The sequence below is a fragment of the Thiohalophilus sp. genome (assembly GCF_031581315.1).
GTDB lineage: Bacteria > Pseudomonadota > Gammaproteobacteria > UBA6429 > Thiohalophilaceae > Thiohalophilus.
Map to the genome: position 1 here is coordinate 1,521 of NZ_JAVLAZ010000003.1, position 15,908 is coordinate 17,428.

The 15,908-nt window shown below is 53.9% G+C and carries 16 protein-coding genes; 12 read left to right on the forward strand and 4 right to left on the reverse strand.

The genetic code is table 11. The features are described 5' to 3' along the window. Positions 1 to 373 precede the first annotated feature (373 nt). From RI563_RS00695 to mgtE, 3 genes are all read left to right on the forward strand, one after another. Positions 374 to 640: an addiction module protein gene (locus RI563_RS00695; RefSeq protein ID WP_310692394.1), complete on the forward strand. Its 267-nt coding sequence runs from the start codon at positions 374 to 376 to the stop codon at positions 638 to 640. A 28-nt stretch (positions 641 to 668) separates the two neighbouring features. Next, the gene (locus RI563_RS00700; RefSeq protein ID WP_310692395.1) at positions 669 to 1,121 is read left to right on the forward strand and encodes a YtoQ family protein; all 453 of its coding nucleotides are present in this window, start codon (positions 669 to 671) and stop codon (positions 1,119 to 1,121) included. Positions 1,122 to 1,524: 403 nt separating this feature from the next. After that, positions 1,525 to 2,904, forward strand: coding sequence for a magnesium transporter (gene mgtE, locus RI563_RS00705; RefSeq protein ID WP_310692396.1), 1,380 nt, complete (start codon positions 1,525 to 1,527; stop codon positions 2,902 to 2,904). A 59-nt stretch (positions 2,905 to 2,963) separates the two neighbouring features. Here mgtE and RI563_RS00710 read toward each other — a convergent pair whose 3' ends face one another. Then, a complete protein-coding gene (locus RI563_RS00710) occupies positions 2,964 to 3,590 on the reverse strand; it encodes a rhomboid family intramembrane serine protease (RefSeq protein WP_310692397.1) in 627 nt (208 codons plus the stop codon). Between the two features lie 326 nt (positions 3,591 to 3,916). On the opposite strand from RI563_RS00710, the gene RI563_RS00715 reads away from it, so the two are divergent. The 6 genes from RI563_RS00715 (at position 3,917) to RI563_RS00740 (ending at position 10,725) form a co-directional block, all read left to right on the forward strand. Continuing rightward, the gene (locus tag RI563_RS00715; RefSeq protein ID WP_310692399.1) at positions 3,917 to 4,567 is read left to right on the forward strand and encodes a rhodanese-like domain-containing protein; all 651 of its coding nucleotides are present in this window, start codon (positions 3,917 to 3,919) and stop codon (positions 4,565 to 4,567) included. Between the two features lie 161 nt (positions 4,568 to 4,728). After that, positions 4,729 to 5,433, forward strand: a complete 705-nt coding sequence (locus RI563_RS00720) for an SDR family oxidoreductase (protein WP_310692400.1) — start codon at positions 4,729 to 4,731, stop codon at positions 5,431 to 5,433. 383 nt (positions 5,434 to 5,816) lie between these two features. Continuing rightward, on the forward strand, positions 5,817 to 7,442 hold the full coding sequence (locus RI563_RS00725; protein WP_310692401.1) for an aspartate:alanine exchanger family transporter: 1,626 nt from the start codon (positions 5,817 to 5,819) through the stop codon (positions 7,440 to 7,442). 241 nt (positions 7,443 to 7,683) lie between these two features. Next, complete coding sequence (locus RI563_RS00730) at positions 7,684 to 8,640, forward strand: glucosaminidase domain-containing protein (protein ID WP_310692402.1); 957 nt, start codon at positions 7,684 to 7,686, stop codon at positions 8,638 to 8,640. Then, the gene (locus RI563_RS00735) at positions 8,576 to 9,685 is read left to right on the forward strand and encodes a polysaccharide deacetylase family protein (RefSeq protein ID WP_310692403.1); all 1,110 of its coding nucleotides are present in this window, start codon (positions 8,576 to 8,578) and stop codon (positions 9,683 to 9,685) included. Before RI563_RS00730 ends, RI563_RS00735 begins: the two co-directional genes overlap by 65 nt. A 125-nt stretch (positions 9,686 to 9,810) precedes the next feature. Continuing rightward, entirely contained in the window at positions 9,811 to 10,725 is a 915-nt protein-coding gene (locus tag RI563_RS00740) for a patatin-like phospholipase family protein (protein ID WP_310692405.1), read from the forward strand. A gap of 72 nt (positions 10,726 to 10,797) precedes the next feature. Here RI563_RS00740 and RI563_RS00745 read toward each other — a convergent pair whose 3' ends face one another. After that, entirely contained in the window at positions 10,798 to 11,514 is a 717-nt protein-coding gene (locus RI563_RS00745; RefSeq protein WP_310692406.1) for a VC0807 family protein, read from the reverse strand. 279 nt (positions 11,515 to 11,793) lie between these two features. Between RI563_RS00745 and RI563_RS00750 the strand changes: the two genes are divergently transcribed. Both RI563_RS00750 and RI563_RS00755 read left to right on the forward strand, forming a co-directional pair. Then, positions 11,794 to 13,065, forward strand: a complete 1,272-nt coding sequence (locus tag RI563_RS00750; RefSeq protein ID WP_310692407.1) for an HD-GYP domain-containing protein — start codon at positions 11,794 to 11,796, stop codon at positions 13,063 to 13,065. Between the two features lie 135 nt (positions 13,066 to 13,200). Next, positions 13,201 to 13,716, forward strand: a complete 516-nt coding sequence (locus tag RI563_RS00755; RefSeq protein WP_310692408.1) for an MOSC domain-containing protein — start codon at positions 13,201 to 13,203, stop codon at positions 13,714 to 13,716. A gap of 49 nt (positions 13,717 to 13,765) precedes the next feature. Here the strand turns inward: RI563_RS00755 and RI563_RS00760 are convergent, their stop codons facing one another. Both RI563_RS00760 and RI563_RS00765 read right to left on the reverse strand, forming a co-directional pair. Beyond that, positions 13,766 to 14,326 (reverse strand): hypothetical protein, encoded by a 561-nt coding sequence (locus RI563_RS00760; RefSeq protein ID WP_310692409.1) that lies wholly within the window; start codon positions 14,324 to 14,326, stop codon positions 13,766 to 13,768. Positions 14,327 to 14,334: 8 nt separating this feature from the next. Beyond that, complete coding sequence (locus tag RI563_RS00765; RefSeq protein WP_310692411.1) at positions 14,335 to 14,847, reverse strand: phage tail protein; 513 nt, start codon at positions 14,845 to 14,847, stop codon at positions 14,335 to 14,337. A 296-nt stretch (positions 14,848 to 15,143) separates the two neighbouring features. Here RI563_RS00765 and RI563_RS00770 point away from each other — a divergent pair, with 296 nt between their 5' ends. Then, the gene (locus tag RI563_RS00770; protein WP_310692412.1) at positions 15,144 to 15,896 is read left to right on the forward strand and encodes a DUF2189 domain-containing protein; all 753 of its coding nucleotides are present in this window, start codon (positions 15,144 to 15,146) and stop codon (positions 15,894 to 15,896) included. Positions 15,897 to 15,908 lie beyond the last annotated feature (12 nt).

Genomic DNA, 15,908 nt, shown 5'->3' on the forward strand with positions numbered 1-15,908 from the left:
AAAATGAGACAAAATCTCGATCAATCCGCGGGTTCGACGCGGCATGAGCGATGTAAAATCGTAATTAGCACTATTTCGGAAAGCGTCTTATCTTTATCGAGGGATTTTATCGGATGGGATTCTATAAAGTTGAACGTCCTGTGACATTTGTAACATTTTGTAACATTTGCTTGCTCTCTATAATACTGGCCACGGGAAAACCAACAAAAAATCGGGGTGGTTGTTATTTCACCAATAGAAAAGTCAGAAGCATGGCTTTTTGTCTGGGAGAAGGTGACACGTTGATTTTTTAATTAAAGGGAGCTAATTAAAAAAGCAAAGCCCTTTTCTCCGCTCAAAATTGATGGGCGATAGTCAGCGCAGGAGACACAACATGGCAGGTTATATCAACGACCTTGAAAAGGAAGTCTTTGCTCTGCCCAGGGAGGACCGGTCACGCATCGCCCTTGATTTAATCCGCAGCCTGGACAAAGACGACGAGTCGCTCTTGCGCGAAGAGTGGGAAGCCGCGTGGGTAGAAGAGGCCAATCGACGGTTGGAGGAGATCGAGCGTGGTGAGGTCGCGTTATTGTCACATGAAGAGGTTATGGCCGTGCTAAGGTCGGCTCTGAAAAACCAAGACATTTTTGTTAGAGTTTAAAACGCAAACAATTAAAGGTTCTATGAGAATGAGCAAGCAGTGGATCGTCTATCTCTCCGGTGAAATTCATACCGACTGGCGCGAGCGAATCCAGAGCGGCGCTCAGGCCGCGGGTCTGGATGTGTCGTTTGTCAGTCCCGTCACCGATCACGCCAGCAGTGATGATGTTGGTGTGAATATTCTGGGCAAAGAGGACAACAGCTTCTGGCATGACCATAAAGGCGCGGGGATTAACGCCATTCGTACCCAGACGTTGATCGGGGATGCGGATATCGTGGTAGTGCGTTTCGGGGACAAGTACCGCCAATGGAACGCCGCGTTTGATGCCGGCTATGCCGCCGCGCTGGGAAAGTCCATTATCACCCTGCATGATCCGGCATTGACCCACGCGTTGAAAGAAGTGGATCGTGCCGCCAATGCCGTGTGTGAGAGCCCGGAGCAGGTGGTCGAGATACTGGAGTATGTTATTAATAAGCATTGATCTGCTCAGATGCGGTCAGGTTTTGCATTTGCCAGTTAGTGAGTTTTTGAAAAGCGGGGATACCCATGATCGTCAGGAATTGCATGCCGGGCCATACCACCGCAACGTGTTCAGTTAGCGAGATTCTTTACTAAAATAAAGGCTGTCTGAGAGCTTACGTGCCGCAATTCATGGATGGAAATGTTGCTTATGCTCCCGAAAAGGTTGCCTGAACTATGACCGGGCTGGCTGTGATACAGGCGATGAATACTCAGCTCGCTTCTTCAAATCGATATGTCGTGAGATATTCCCGGACCATTTATACAAATGGGATAATTTACAGCAGGGACATTATCGGGAATAAAAAATGCTGAACGAACTTCATTTTATTTTTGTGCTCTGACTCAGGTTCCCGGTTTTTATCATGAATGATGTTTTGCCCGATACACAGAAGGAAGACAAGTCTTCCCAACTGGAGCGTGTGCAACAGGCGTTGCGGCGTGAGGATCGGGAGGCTGTCGAGGCGCTGATTGACGCCGCCCACCCCGCGGATATCGCCGATATGCTGGAATCCCTGGCCATGGAACAACGCCTGTTGTTCTGGGAGCAGGTGCCGCATGCCATCAAGGGCGAGGTCCTGTGGGAGACCCACGATGAGGTCCGTGAATATCTTATCGACCACACCTCGACCCATGAACTGGCCACGGCGCTGGTCAGTCTTGAGACGGACGAGCTGGCCGATCTTTATGAACAGTTGTCTCCGCCGGTCATCGATGCACTGCTACAGCGTCTGGATGACGAACAGCGCCGGCGTCTGGAGGCTGTCAGCGCCTATCCGCCGGATAGCGCCGGCGGCCTCATGGATATCGATGCGGTCGCGGTACGCGATGATGTGACGCTGGATGTAGTGTTGCGCTATCTGCGCCGTTTGCGCAGTCGCCAGGGTGAACTGCCTGAACATCTCGATGCGGTGACGGTGGTAGACGAGGACAATATCTACCAGGGGGTGGTGTTGCTGAGCGATCTGGTGTCACTCGGGCAGGGGTTGACCGTGGCCGAGATCATGCAACGCGATGTTCCGGCGGTGGACGCCACGACACCGGTTGGCCGCGTAGCCCGGTTGTTCGAGGATCGCGATCTGATCTCTATGGCGGTTATCGACGAGCAGCAGCGCCTGCTGGGACGCATTACCATCGATGACGTGGTGGATGTGATCCGGGAGCAGGGCGAGCGTCATCTTATGGGCCGGGCCGGGATGACCGAAGAGGCGGACATGTTTGCGCCGGTGTTTCGCAGTGCACGGCATCGCGCTGTGTGGCTTGGCGTGCATCTGGTCAATGCCTTTATCGGCGCCTGGGTCATCAGCCGCTTCGGCGCCAGCATCGAACAGATGGTGGCCCTGGCGATCCTGATGCCAGTGGTGGCCAGTATGGGTGGCGTGGCCGGCAACCAGACCCTGACGCTGGTCACGCGCGGTATTGCCCTGGAGCAGATCGCGCGCAGTAATGCGGGGCTGTTGCTGGCCAAGGAAGTGGCGGTGGCCCTGGTCAACGGTGTTATCTGGGCCGTGGTCGTGGCCCTGATCGCTACCGCGTGGTTCGATAACCTCGGCCTGGGGCTGGTATTTGCCGTGGCGCTGCTGATCAACTTCCTCAACGCCGCTATCCTGGGCAGTGTGTTGCCGTTATTGTTGCGCCGACTCGGCATCGACCCGGCCCTGGCGGGCGGGGTCATCCTCACTGCTGTCACCGATGTCGTGGGTTTTTTCGTCTTCCTGGGGCTTGCCGCGCTGCTGTTGATGTAACACGAGCACGGGCTCAGCGCCTACATTCGAGCATTAATCCCCATTCTTCCTGAACGTGACTAACGATAACCCGGTGGATGGCTGCGCCAGTAGCGAATCAGCAGATAGCCGAACAGCATGCCACCCAGGTGGGCGAAGTGGGCCACGCCGGCAAAGCTGCCGGTGACGCCGAAATAGAGTTCAACGGCGCCGTAGATCAACACGAACCACTTGGCCGACATCGCCACCGGCGGAAACAGCAGCATCAGTTTTTCGTTGGGAAAGGTCAGACCAAAGGCCAGCAGCAGGCCAAATACCCCGCCCGAGGCGCCGATGGTGGGATAGACCGTTCCGCTTTGACTGGCCACCAGCAACTGCACCAGCGCGGCGCCGATGACACAGACAAAGTAGTAAATCAAAAAGGCCTTTGAGCCCCACACCATTTCCATGCGCGAGCCGAACAGCCACAGGGCGTACATATTGACCAGCAAATGAAATACCCCGCCGTGCAGAAAAGAGTACGTGACCAGCTGCCAGACCTGAAAACCGGGCGCGGCGCCCTCATACATGCCAGCGCCGAGTGGCCACAGGGCAAACAGGTCAATCAACTGACGGCCAGCGGTGGTCATCTCCATCAGAAAAAGTAGGCCATTGATGATCAGCAGGGCCGGGATAACCGGGACAGGAAATGCGTTACGTTGATTCATGAAGAACATGATACTAGAGACAACCGGCCGCGTACCAATTTAAACAGTCAAAGCCCTTTTTCCGCTTGAGCTGTTCCGAAATCAGCTGCGCAATACTGAATTGCCTGAAATACAGGCGTGCCTGAGTCCTGAGCGGGTGTCCGGGCGATTCGGTTTCAAGGCGAAATCGAGAAAACGACTCAATCACAGGCCTGCCCGGGACGACAGCCGGGCAGACCAGGAATTGAAGAGGGCAGGCTGATTACTTTGTCAGGCTATAGTATATTAGCGTTGATTGCCTTCTGAACCGGTCTTTCCCGCAACACGCAAAATCACGGAGTCCAGGTATGAATATAAACCATCTGTTTTCCACCGCGGTGCTCTCCATTGGCCTGCTCGTGCAACCTGCCTATGCACAAGAGTTGAAAGTCAAGATTACCCCGGAAATCGGCAGTGTGGATGTGAAGCACAATGGTAAAACCATTACCATCAAACGTAATCAGAACAATGACCATAAGGTGGTGGATGATTTTGCCAAAACCTCGCGAAACTGTCCGCCGTTCTGTATTCAGCCCATGTCACTGGCACCGGGGGTTGAAACCATCGGTGAAGTGGAAATGGTGGAGTACCTCGAAAAAGTGTCTTCCGGCGACAAGTCGGTTCTGGTGATCGATTCGCGCACCCCGGACTGGGTCAAACGCGGCACCATCCCCGGCTCTATTAACATTCCCTGGGTCAAACTCAACCCGGAACGCGGTGCCGCACCATTTGATATCATCGATATTCTGACTGAACAGTTTGACGTAAAAGAGCAGGACGGTCTGTTTCATTACTCGAACGCGAAAACCCTGGTGATGTTCTGTAATGGTATGTGGTGTGGTCAATCACCAGCCAATATCCGCACCCTGCTGGATTATGGTTACCCGGCGCATAAACTGAAATGGTATCGCGGCGGTATGCAGAACTGGTCTAACCTGGGCTTTACTACAGTGAAGTAATTTAGAGGGTCAAATCTGAAGGGTCAAAGCCCTTTTCTAATTGGCATGATAGGGCCGGGTTGCGGGTGCGGCAACGTGATTTGTCGAGAAAAGGGCGATACTTCCTGCAGACCGATTTTACCAGGGTTTACTGAGCCTGCGATTTATCCTATAGATTGGGTATGGATACGAATTCGATCCTCGTGACGGGCAGCAATCGCGGGCTGGGCCTGGAATGGGTGCGCCAGTATGCACAGCTGGGATGGCGGGTCTACGCCACGTGTCGCTTTGTGGAGCAGGCTGATGAACTGCACAAGCTGGCAAGCCACCATCCCAATATCTCCCTTCACCCGCTTGATGTTACCCGGCCTGATCAGATCAAGACGCTGGCCAGAGAGTTGCACGATGTCGCTATCGATATTCTGGTTAATAATGCCGGTGTGTATTACGAACGCTGGGGCAAGGACAAACTCGGTACGATTGATTACGACGACTGGCAGCAGACCTTTGCGGTAAACGCCCTGGGAGCCATGCGGGTCAGTGAAGCCTTGCTTGATTCGGTCGCCCGCAGCCGGCGACGTCTGCTGGTTGCCATTAGCAGCCACATGGGCAGTATCACGGATATCGGCAGTGGCAATGATTACGCCTATCGTTCCAGCAAGGCGGCCCTGAACGCAGCAATGACAGGTTTATCCCATGAAGTCACACCGCGCAAGGTCGGTGTACTGCTGCTGCATCCCGGTTGGGTCCAGACCCGGATGGGAGGCGATTCGGCGCCGTATACACCCGCAGAGAGTGTGCAGGGGATGCGTCAAATCATCGATGACTTCACCCTTGAACAGTCAGGCCTCTTTCTACGTTTTGACGGCACCCGGATGCCCTGGTGACAGCGCAGCAAGCCTGTTCAATTTACATTTAAGGGTCCCGCATTGGTCAAGATCCTTTACCCTTGCCCCGCTATATAACATATGCCACGTCTTGATCAGCGAGGCGATAGCAAACCATACCCGCACCGGATATAAAACTGCTGACAAACCGGGGCGCAGAGTACAGTTGTTGCTAATATTAGAGAAATCTGTGCTCTGAGACTGACCATTCCAGGTTGTGCCCGCTGGTTGAATTGAACCGGGTGGCCTGGTCAACTATGATGGAATTTAACTTGCAAGGCGCTGTGGTTCGCTCGTCATCTTGCGAGTGATTCATTTGCCTGCAAAACTGAATACGGCTCATCGGAGTCCTCGGCACGTCACGCCAACCGGAATCAGGTCCTATGCTGGAAACAGAAGGTGTTGTACCTATTGAGTTCTTCTTCCGCAAGACCGAGCTGATCGTCACCTTTTTGGTCATTCTGCTCGGGATTGCATTTGGTAACCTGCGGATCAAGGGCGTCGGATTTGGATCGAGCGGTGTTTTGATCGTTGCGATGATTGCCGGCTATTTTTATCAATTTGAGCCTATCATCATCCTTCAGGATCTCGGCATTGTCCTGTTTTTGCTTTGTGTCGGACTGGAAGCCGGTCCGAGTTTTTTCCGTGCCTTCAAGCAACACGGGAAACGTTATATTGCCAATGTTCTGGTTCTGCTGGCCGTTGCGGGGGTGACTGTTGTTGCGATTATTGCCATTGCCTCGGTACCCCCGGGCGTTGGACTCGGCCTGTTTGCCGGGGCCTTCACCTCCAGCCCGGCGCTGATCAGTGCCTTGCAGTTCAGTCCCGAGAGTGAGGTTATTTTTGGTTACGGCGTCGCCTATCCTTTCGGCCTGTTGGGCGTGATTCTTTTTATTACGATTGCGGTGAAATTATTGCGCGGACGAATGGAGGCGGAAGTGCAATCCCGTTCGCAAGTGCATACTGCCGTATACAAAGTGCATAACACTGAATTATCCGGCAATTTGATCCGCGATATCGAACTATTCCAGCTGCACAACGTGGTGATATCCGGGATATTGCGCGATCTTTCGCTGCGAACGGCAGGCGGTAACACCGTCCTGCTGGTTGGCGATGTCGTGCGCCTGGAAGGCATGCCCGACGATGTAAAAACAGTGGGCGAGCTGCTCGGTGAGGAAATTCAAGAGAAGTTCGATGAGAACTCGGAACTGGACACCCGATCCATCGTGGTGGAGAACACTTCTGTGCTGAATCGTTCCCTGAACGATCTCGGTGTCCGACTCAGATACAATATCTCGATCACCCGTATCATTCGCTCTAATGTGGAATTTGTCCCGCGCCATGATCTCACGCTGGAATACGGCGATGTTGTCGTGGCGGTGGGGACGCCCTACCAGCTTGATCAATTGGAGCTGTTCCTTGGCCATGAACATCACACGGTGCAGCGGCGGGTGGATATTGGCTCCCTGGCGGCGACGTTGTTTCTTGCCTTTGCCATCGGCGGCCTTATTATTCCGGTGCCGACACTGGGGCCGTTTTCTTTGGGACTGGCCGGTGGGGCGCTGGTAGCGGGCCTGATCTTCGGCCACTTTGGTCGCATTGGTAATTTTATCGGGCGCTTCCCGCGCAATGCGACAGCGGTGCTAAAGGAACTGGGGCTGGCACTGTTCTTTGTCCAGGTCGGGTTCGATACCGGGCAGAGTTTTGTCGAGTCGCTGGACTTTCAGGCCGTTTATTACGCGGCCTACGCGGTGCTGTTCGCCGTTATTCCCATGCTGGTCAGTTTCCTTTTCGGACACTTTTTCATGAAAATTCCGGTGAGCGAATGTTTTGGTGTCATTTGCGGCGGTATGACCTTCACCCCGGGGCTGGATATCATTCGTCAGGCCGATTCCTCTGAACGACCGGTTATCGCCTATTCCTCGGTTTACCCGGTTGCGCTCATCCTGGTTATTGCCCTGGTGCAGGGGATGAATCTTGTTCTGGTCGCCCTCGGTGCCGTTAACTGATTTTAAACTCAAGGGGCCAAAGCCCTTTTCCAATGAGTGAGATTGAAAAGACCGGGTCGTGAAAAGTCCGGGTTGCTGCGTGTGGCCGGGGTGGTTTTCAGCGAAGAGGAGGGCTTATCCTGCCTTTACCTGCTACGGAGGTCGATTTGATGCGAAGATCCTCTGGTTCGGTTTGCCATGTTGATCGCGTGGTGCCGAATCCGGCTGGCCTCGACTGGTGGGGCTCGGGCACAATAGCCTGATGAATCTGCTGTTGAAGCGTCTGGCCGAGGGTGCGCGCGCGATTGGCCGCCAGCCCCTGTTGGCCAGGTCGGTCGCTGCGCTCCGCCGGGCGCTCGCACACCTGAGTCCGGGACGGCTCGGCGCCGCCATTGTCGCGCGGTTGCCCGGGCGCATTGCCGGGCGGATCCGGACTGTCGAGTCGCGACACCCCAACGTTGTCGGGCGGGCCGTGGTGGTGTGCGTCGGCATGCTGATCCTGGCCATGGCGTGGTTCAGCTACGATCACCTGCGTGTGTCGCAGCCTGGCAATCAATCACTGCCGGATTTTCGGGTGTTCGAGAACAGCGGCGACCGCAAGGAGGCGTTCATCGAGTTTCTCTGGCCCGTGGTCAAGTACGAGAACCGGCGCGTGCTCGCGAAGCGCGAGAAGCTGCTCGCCATCCTCGACAAACTCGAGGATGGCGAGCACGCGACGCCCGATGAGCAGGCCTGGCTGGCGAAACAGGCGCAGCTGTACCGGGTGAAGGCGAAAGGGAAACTCGAGCGCGCACGCAAGCTCGCCACGCGGGTCGATATCGTGCCGACCTCGCTGGCGCTGTCGCAGGCAGCACTGGAGTCGGCCTGGGGCACCTCGCGCTTCGCGCGCCAGGGCAACAATCTGTTCGGTCAGTGGTGTTTCACGGCAGGATGCGGCATCGTTCCACGCCGGCGTCCGGAGCGGGCGACTTTCGAGGTGCAGGCCTTCGATACCATCGCGGGATCGGTCCGGACTTACCTCAGGAACCTCAACTCACACCCGGCCTACCAGCCGCTGCGTGATATCCGCGCGCAGGCACGCAAGGCGGGACGCGAGCCCAGCGGTCTGGAAATGGCAGCCGGGCTGATCAACTACGCGGCTATCGGAGAGGACTATGTCAAACACATCAGAGGCGTCATCCGCCGCAACGACCTGGACCGTCTGGATAGCGCTGGCTAGCTTCGGGCTGGTCGCGCTCTTTCTGTCCGCACTGGCGAGCGCCGCCGACAGCGCGGTGGTGCTCGAGTACCATCACGTCTCGGACAACACTCCCCCCTCGACCAGCGTGACGCCAAAGACATTCGAGCGCCACATGGCGTACCTTGCGGCGAACGACTTCGAGGTCTGGCCCCTGCCGCGCCTGGTCGCCGCCGTGCGTGCCGGCAAGGAGGTCCCGGACCGGACGATCGCGCTGACCTTCGATGACGGCTACCGGTCGGTGTACGAAGAGGTCTTCCCGCGCCTGCAGGCGCGCGGCTGGCCGTTCACGATCTTCATCACGACCGGTTCCCTCGACGACGGTGACCGTAACTTCGTGACCTGGGACCAGCTGCGCGAGATGGAGGCGGCCGGCGTCACGATCGCCAACCACAGTGTCAATCACCCGCACATGATCCGGCGCCTGGAAGGCGAGGACAAGGCCGCCTGGGGGCGGCGTATGCGGCGCGAGATCGTGGATGCGCAGGCCCGTCTGGAACAGGAACTCAAGCAACCGGCACGGCTGTTCGCGTACCCGTTCGGCGAGTTCTCGCCGGCCGTTGCGGCGATCGTCCGCAAGCTCGATTTCGTCGGCTTCGGCCAGCATTCCGGTGCCATCGGGCCCGGCGGCGAGTTCTCGGCCCTGCCGCGGTTTCCGATCGCGACCGCCTTCGCCGGCATGGACAGCTTCGCGATCAAGGTCCGCTCGCGGCCCCTGCCGGTGACCGGGACCCGCCCCGAGAGTGGCGTGCTCGATCCCGGCGACGACCGGCCGAAACTGCATTTGACGCTGGGCCCGGGGCCCTACCGGCCGGAGGCGATCCGATGCTATATGGGTGGTGATACGGTCCCGCTCAAGCTCGAGTCCGGTACCCCGCCGCGCCTGTCGCTACGCCCCGCCAGGGCGTTGCAGCCCGGCCGTTCCAAGGTCAATTGCACCGCGCCGGCGACCGATGGAGACCAGTGGTTCTGGTACAGCTTTCTGTGGATGAAGCCGCTGCCGGACGGCAGCTGGTATCGGGAGTAAAAACCGGGTCAGGCATTTATCAGGGGGCAAAGTATGTTTGCAGCATGGCCACTTCGATCCGCTCGTTCACTTTCCCATGTTCGACATCGACCCGTTTTCTTTTTTCTTCATAGAAGGATAAAACGATGACAATGACTCGGCGAGAATTTCTGACAGTTCTTGCCGTCAGTATTCTCAGTACAGGCTGTGGACGCGATCTGAAAGACCAAAAAATCGGCCTGGCACTGGGTGGTGGTGGCGCCCGGGGTTTGGCGCATATTCCAATGCTGGAAGTCTTTGATGAACTGGGTATCCGGCCCCATCGCATCGCCGGCTGCAGTATTGGTGCTGTGATGGGTTGTTTGTATGCATCGGGATTATCCGGTATGCAAATCCGCCAGGAGGTCAAACGTTTGTCAGTTTCGAAAGACGAGGACTGGCTGGATACGTTGTTCAACGAAGATATTTTCAGCTGGTTCGACTTTGTCGAGCCCAGCATGGGTAAGGGTGGGTTAATCGAATCCGGAACCCTGATGCAATATCTGCTGGATCTCATTAATGTTACCGATTTCAGTCAACTCGAAATCCCGTTAACGGTTGTAGCGACGGACTTCTGGAGCCGGGAACAGGTCGTATTCGAATCGGGTGAACTGGCCCCCGCGATCAGGGCGAGTATTGCCGTACCCGGTTTATTTGCACCGGTGGAGTATCAGGGAAAAGTGCTGGTCGATGGCGGACTGGTTAACCCGGTGCCCTATGACCTGCTGTTTGATGATTGTGATGTGGTGGTGGCCATTGATGTGCTGGGTGAACGTACTCCGGACACTGACAACGGACCGGCCTATTTTGAGACGATTTTCAATACTTTTCAGATCATGCAGGCAGCAGTGATGCAGGAAAAAATGCGCAACAGACCGCCGGATATCTATATCAAGCCGGATATTCAGGATGTTCGTGTGCTGGAGTTCTACAAGGCCGATGAAATATACCGGCAAAGTCGCTCAGGCCGCGACAGGCTGCAGAATGAAATCAGAAAATACAGGGCCGAAAGGGCGCGGTGACAACGCGTCACATTGCCAGGTGTAGAGTTCGGGAAACTCAGACTCAGACCCGATCGATGGCACAATCGGTTTTCACTGAGTGTTAATGACTTCCTCTAATTTGAACCCGGTCAACATACGAATCGTGCGCCACAGGTAAAACAGAATCGCCATCATCATCACGGTTGACGGGATGGCTATCATCGGATAACTCAGTAACGTCATCTGTCCGAGTTCCTCGTTGAAGGCGGTCGTCCCTGCCGGGCTGGTAACGATCCATATGGCAAGCATATAGTTCATGGTGGCGGAGAACAGGAAGGTGCTGCTTAACAGGTACGTCGCATTCTGTAAGCGACGTTCAAATATTCCCCGGTTACCGAGCTCATGGAGTTTCATCTCGATCTTCTCGATATTTATCACCCGTGGGTTATACAGCAATGTTCTGATTAGCGGATAGGGCGTATAGGCAGAGACGAGAATAGCGATACCGATGATCGCGGGAATCGCCGCTTCCTTGACCGCGAGCCATTTGGGGGCGAGCTCCAGAAGGCCGATACCGCCGGTGAGCAAGACACTGACCAGGCCAAGCAGCGCAATGAAATTGAATTTCCTGTATTTGAATAATTCAAACGTGCCCCAGCCGAGCGGAAACGCCAGCGCGATGACCAGGGCGCCGCTTGGGCCCAGATGCTCCGGGCCGCTGAGTTTCATCAGGATTACTGAGGGAATCAGGAGGCTGACCAGCAGGTCGACCATCGGTCGGGGTTTATGCGCAGGGGGGAGCTGTGTTGTCGTGGTCTCGTCGTTCATCGCTTTAATATTTGGTTGTATTTGCAATAGGCTATATTAATGCATCTGCGGTCTGTTGCGCCACATCATGATTATGACCGGCATAAATCAATTTTGTTCAGGACAATCTGCAACCCGAATTGAAGGGATAAAAGCCCTTTTCCAATTCGGGATGGTCAGGGTGGTTATTTGGTAAAAAAAGGGGGGGCTTCCCGTGCCTGGCGAAAAATCCCTCAAGTCGCGCGAAATCGCTACCGATAAGGGCTATACAGTTGCCACCCTGGATTTGGTTCCTCCCGAATGAAAATAAGAATCGAGACAAAAGATCTTCGTATAGGCATGTACGTCTCGGAGATTGATCGCCCGTGGATAGAGTCACCATTTTTATTTCAGGGGTTTCCCCTGAGCAGCCAGGATGATATAGAGCAAGTACAGAGCATATGCGAGTACGTCTATATCGATACAGAGAAAATGCCCAGAAAGCTGCAAGAGCAATTAAGATCGCCATCTTTAAAGAAGAACGGCAAAGCTCGAAAGGCGCGAGCTAACAAAACCCCAAATTTTACCGACACGATCACGCTAAAATCGAGCGAACTTGAACAGTCTGAATTCAAGAAGGAATTATTAAAGGCGCGTGAAGTACGTGACCAGACCCGCTCCTATATCGACTCCATTATTGAAGAAGTGCGTATGGGTAAGAGCATAAACACAAAAGCCGCTAAACGTCTGGTAGCGGAATTGGCTGATAGTATTGCGCGTAATCCGGACGCCTCAATGTGGCTTACTAATTTGAAAAATCGTGATGAATACACCGCGATTCATAGCGTGAATGTTTGTGTTTTATCGATTACCTTCGGACGAGCCCTGGGCCTGGGACGGAAAGAACTGGACGACCTGGGGCTTGGTGCCTTGCTCCATGATCTGGGGAAAATAAAAACCCCGCTTGAGATATTGAATAAACCCGGCAGGTTGACCGACGATGAATACGAAGTGATGAAAGCCCACCCGGTTGTCGGTTATGAGCTGCTTTACAAAGATAAAAATATGACACGTGACGCGCTGGATATCGTGTTGAGCCATCACGAAAGGATCGGGGGTAATGGCTACCCCAACGGCCTGGAACATAAAAGTATAAAATATTATACGCGGATAGTCGCGATCACTGATGTCTATGACGCTATAACCAGCGACCGGGTCTATCGCGATGGTATGACTCCTCATGAGGCACTCAAAAAAATGTACAACTGGGCGCCAGGGAATTTCGATGAGGACTTGATGCAGTTTTTTATACGTACAATTGGTATTTACCCTGTAGGCAGTGTTGTCGAGTTTGTAACTGGCCACGTCGGCGTCGTAGTGAAGCAAAACGCCGATAAGCGGCTCAAACCCGTTGTCATGCTGCTCATGAATAGAAATAAGGAATATTATCCAAAGCGAAAATTGATTAATCTTGGTAGCGAATTGTGGGAAGGCAATCAGCGTATACCTGAAATAAGTCGAATAATCGATCCGAAAGAGTTTGATATAGACGTAAAAGCCATAATCAAAGACGAGTCACAAACCGAAACCTGACTAACAGGTTACTTGAATCGCTACTCAGCTGGCGGTTCAGGGAAGGGAATAGTTAAAAGAGGCCGCCCATACTTTGAAATCAGGGCGGGCAGTGTTACTTCCACTTGATTGTATTACTCAAGGAACACCAATATCTTGTCACTTCTTAACAAGCTGTTTTCGCTTTCTCGTTATCGGGATTTACCGGTACTCAAAGCGATCTATATTGCCACTGCCGCTGGTACTGAAATGCAGTCTGTCGATCGTATACAGGCGCTTGAACAGACCGGTTTGGACGGTGATCGCTACAGTGTCGCCAGGGGCTATTGGCAGGTTACCGAGGCCTGTCAGGTTACGTTAATTAGCCAGGACGACCTGGATAAAGCCAAAAAGGGCCTGTCAGATACCCTGCGCGCCAGGCTGGATACGGGGCATCATCGCCGCAACCTTGTTATAAGCCATCTCAAAACCAGAGACTTGCAGGACAAGACCTTTCGGATAGGCGATGCCATTTTTCGCTACCACAAGCCTCGCCCACCGTGTGGCTACCTGGATAAGATTGAAGGTAAGGGGCTTGGTGGCGCACTTGGAAAAAACAGCGGGATATGTGTGACTGTTGTCAGCGGTGGGGTTATCGCGGTTGGTGATCGGGTTGAGATTGTGCGAGCTTGAAAGTACGCCGTTGTTTTCTTCGTTTGATCTGCCGCGACTTCTGGCCTGATTACTCTAAATGAGTCAGCGGAGTTAATAGCCTGGCCTCGCTCTCACGGTACTTTCTGTAATTATCCAACGCTGCCTTGCCCCGGGGGTTGCCATTTAACTCTGACTCACTCAGCACACGGAGCGACAGATCAACGGTTGCATGCAAGGGTGTTAATTGCGCATTGTGTACGAGCTCTTTTATGTTGAGACGTACTATCCGAACAGGAATGCTCCGCTTGCCATATGAGAGCACCATTACTCGTTGAATTTTTGGGCCCATCTTCCTCAGTATACCGGGTAACCGTGTTAACTTGCTCTGTTCGGTGACATATTCTTCCAATGCCGCCAGTAACGGATAAATGCCGTGTTCAATCGCCTGGGGATTATTATCTGACAGGCCATGCATGATATTGAAGACCAGGTGCAGGCGGATGGTTTCGGTGATTTTGCTGTTTTTCTCGGAGTAATTCTGTACTCGTGTTATGCTTTCAGGGTTGAACTGAAAAATAAACGGTTCGGGCAAGTCGCTGGAGCTACCCAGGAAATGCAATGAGGCTTTTGTGAGGTTCACGGAAGACATCGAGCGGCTCAGGTACTTTTTTCAGTGGGTTCGGTGACGGAAGTGTCACGCTCCCAACCCTCATGTTGTAACGTGAGTGATTCGATGGCTATGGCAGGTTCATTCGCATCCAGATCCGGCAGAGCCTGATAGTTGCTGACCCAGCATCGATAAATCTTGTAGGCCAGCACAATCTGGCCACCTTCATTCATGACTTCGAGTATGAGATCCTTGCGAAAATCAGCCAGTGACACCTCACTTCCCAATCCCGCGCCAAGGCGCCATACCTTGTTGGCCCAATCTTCGAATTCCGGATCGTGAGTCACGCCCCGTTCAAGCGTGACAGGTTCGAAGCTTGTAAATCCGGGCATACGGCGCGTGAGGTTCGGCTCACCGCCCTGGCGCCACTCAATAACTTCAGTATTGCGTTTTAAACTGCTGATCTTGCTGACACCGGCGACATAACGCCCATCCCATTTGATGCGAAACTTGAAGTTCTTGTATGGGTCAAAACGGTGTGGATTAACGCTGAATTCTGCCATTTCCGACTCCCTGCCTGGCGTTTCTGGTCTGGCTGCAGGCACTAGTATATTGTGCCTGAATCATTAAAAAAACCGGGTCAGCGACCAATCATTTCTAATATAGCCGGTGGCTAATATTCAACATGAAAAATAAGCGGCAGAGTCCGCGTGAAGTGGCCCGGGCACAATGCTTGCTGAAATATATATTACAGTGCTTTACCCCCGCTTTTTATGGATTTTTTCTACCGCGAGAATCCGGGCCTGATGCCTGTGAAAGACCATCGCACCTACTACACTTGTATATATGGAGGTGTAGTATGAATAGTTCAGATTCAGATAAGAATGACTCCCCACTCTATGCGCCTTGCCGCGACCTCATGATTGATGCGCCATTTGGGTGGCTGCAAAAAGGCTGGCAAGACTTCCGCCGGGCGCCCTGGCACAGCCTGATCTACGGTGCGATATTCGCTGTAATCGGCTGGCTGCTGATTTATTTATCCTGGACCAGTGAGAGTTATTTACTGGTTGCACTGTTTATCTGTCTGCTGGTTGTTGGGCCCGCACTCGCATTCGGCCTCTACGATATCAGCCAGCAACTTGAGCAAAATCATAACCCGAGTTTTCGTCACGAACGCAGCAAGGCTTTGCATGAAATGGGACACGAACTCATGCTGGCGCTGTTGCTTAGCCTGATGTTCATGTTTCTGCTCATCCTTATATCGATAGTGATAAATGTCGTGACGATATCCGGGCAGTCGGCTGCTTCTGCGGCGGTGCCGCTGTCTAATACAGGGTTCCTTGTCATTGCCGTTATTTTCGGTGGCTTGCTGTTTGGTGCCAGCTCATTCGCCTTACCAATGATCCTCGACCAGGATGCCGATGCCATGACGGCAATCACAACCAGCCTTCATGCGGTGTGGGCAAACAAGTCGGCTCTGGCGCTCTGGGCCATGCTGGTTCTGGCATTGACGGCGGTAGGGTTCGCGACGGCACTGATCGGATTCGTGCTCATTGTGCCGGTGCTGGGTTATTCGACCTGGCATGCTTACCGTGAAACGATCATCAGCTGACAGGAGCGAAAA

Bases quoted from the DNA above. Each gene is read 5' to 3' on its own strand.
- RI563_RS00695 (WP_310692394.1), top strand. From the start codon at position 374: ATGGCAGGTTATATCAACGACCTTGAAAAGGAAGTCTTTGCTCTGCCC.
- RI563_RS00700 (WP_310692395.1), top strand. From the start codon at position 669: ATGAGCAAGCAGTGGATCGTCTATCTCTCCGGTGAAATTCATACCGAC.
- mgtE (WP_310692396.1), top strand. From the start codon at position 1,525: ATGAATGATGTTTTGCCCGATACACAGAAGGAAGACAAGTCTTCCCAA.
- RI563_RS00710 (WP_310692397.1), bottom strand. From the start codon at position 3,590: ATGAATCAACGTAACGCATTTCCTGTCCCGGTTATCCCGGCCCTGCTG.
- RI563_RS00715 (WP_310692399.1), top strand. From the start codon at position 3,917: ATGAATATAAACCATCTGTTTTCCACCGCGGTGCTCTCCATTGGCCTG.
- RI563_RS00720 (WP_310692400.1), top strand. From the start codon at position 4,729: ATGGATACGAATTCGATCCTCGTGACGGGCAGCAATCGCGGGCTGGGC.
- RI563_RS00725 (WP_310692401.1), top strand. From the start codon at position 5,817: ATGCTGGAAACAGAAGGTGTTGTACCTATTGAGTTCTTCTTCCGCAAG.
- RI563_RS00730 (WP_310692402.1), top strand. From the start codon at position 7,684: ATGAATCTGCTGTTGAAGCGTCTGGCCGAGGGTGCGCGCGCGATTGGC.
- RI563_RS00735 (WP_310692403.1), top strand. From the start codon at position 8,576: ATGTCAAACACATCAGAGGCGTCATCCGCCGCAACGACCTGGACCGTC.
- RI563_RS00740 (WP_310692405.1), top strand. From the start codon at position 9,811: ATGACAATGACTCGGCGAGAATTTCTGACAGTTCTTGCCGTCAGTATT.
- RI563_RS00745 (WP_310692406.1), bottom strand. From the start codon at position 11,514: ATGAACGACGAGACCACGACAACACAGCTCCCCCCTGCGCATAAACCC.
- RI563_RS00750 (WP_310692407.1), top strand. From the start codon at position 11,794: ATGAAAATAAGAATCGAGACAAAAGATCTTCGTATAGGCATGTACGTC.
- RI563_RS00760 (WP_310692409.1), bottom strand. From the start codon at position 14,326: ATGTCTTCCGTGAACCTCACAAAAGCCTCATTGCATTTCCTGGGTAGC.
- RI563_RS00765 (WP_310692411.1), bottom strand. From the start codon at position 14,847: ATGGCAGAATTCAGCGTTAATCCACACCGTTTTGACCCATACAAGAAC.
- RI563_RS00770 (WP_310692412.1), top strand. From the start codon at position 15,144: ATGAATAGTTCAGATTCAGATAAGAATGACTCCCCACTCTATGCGCCT.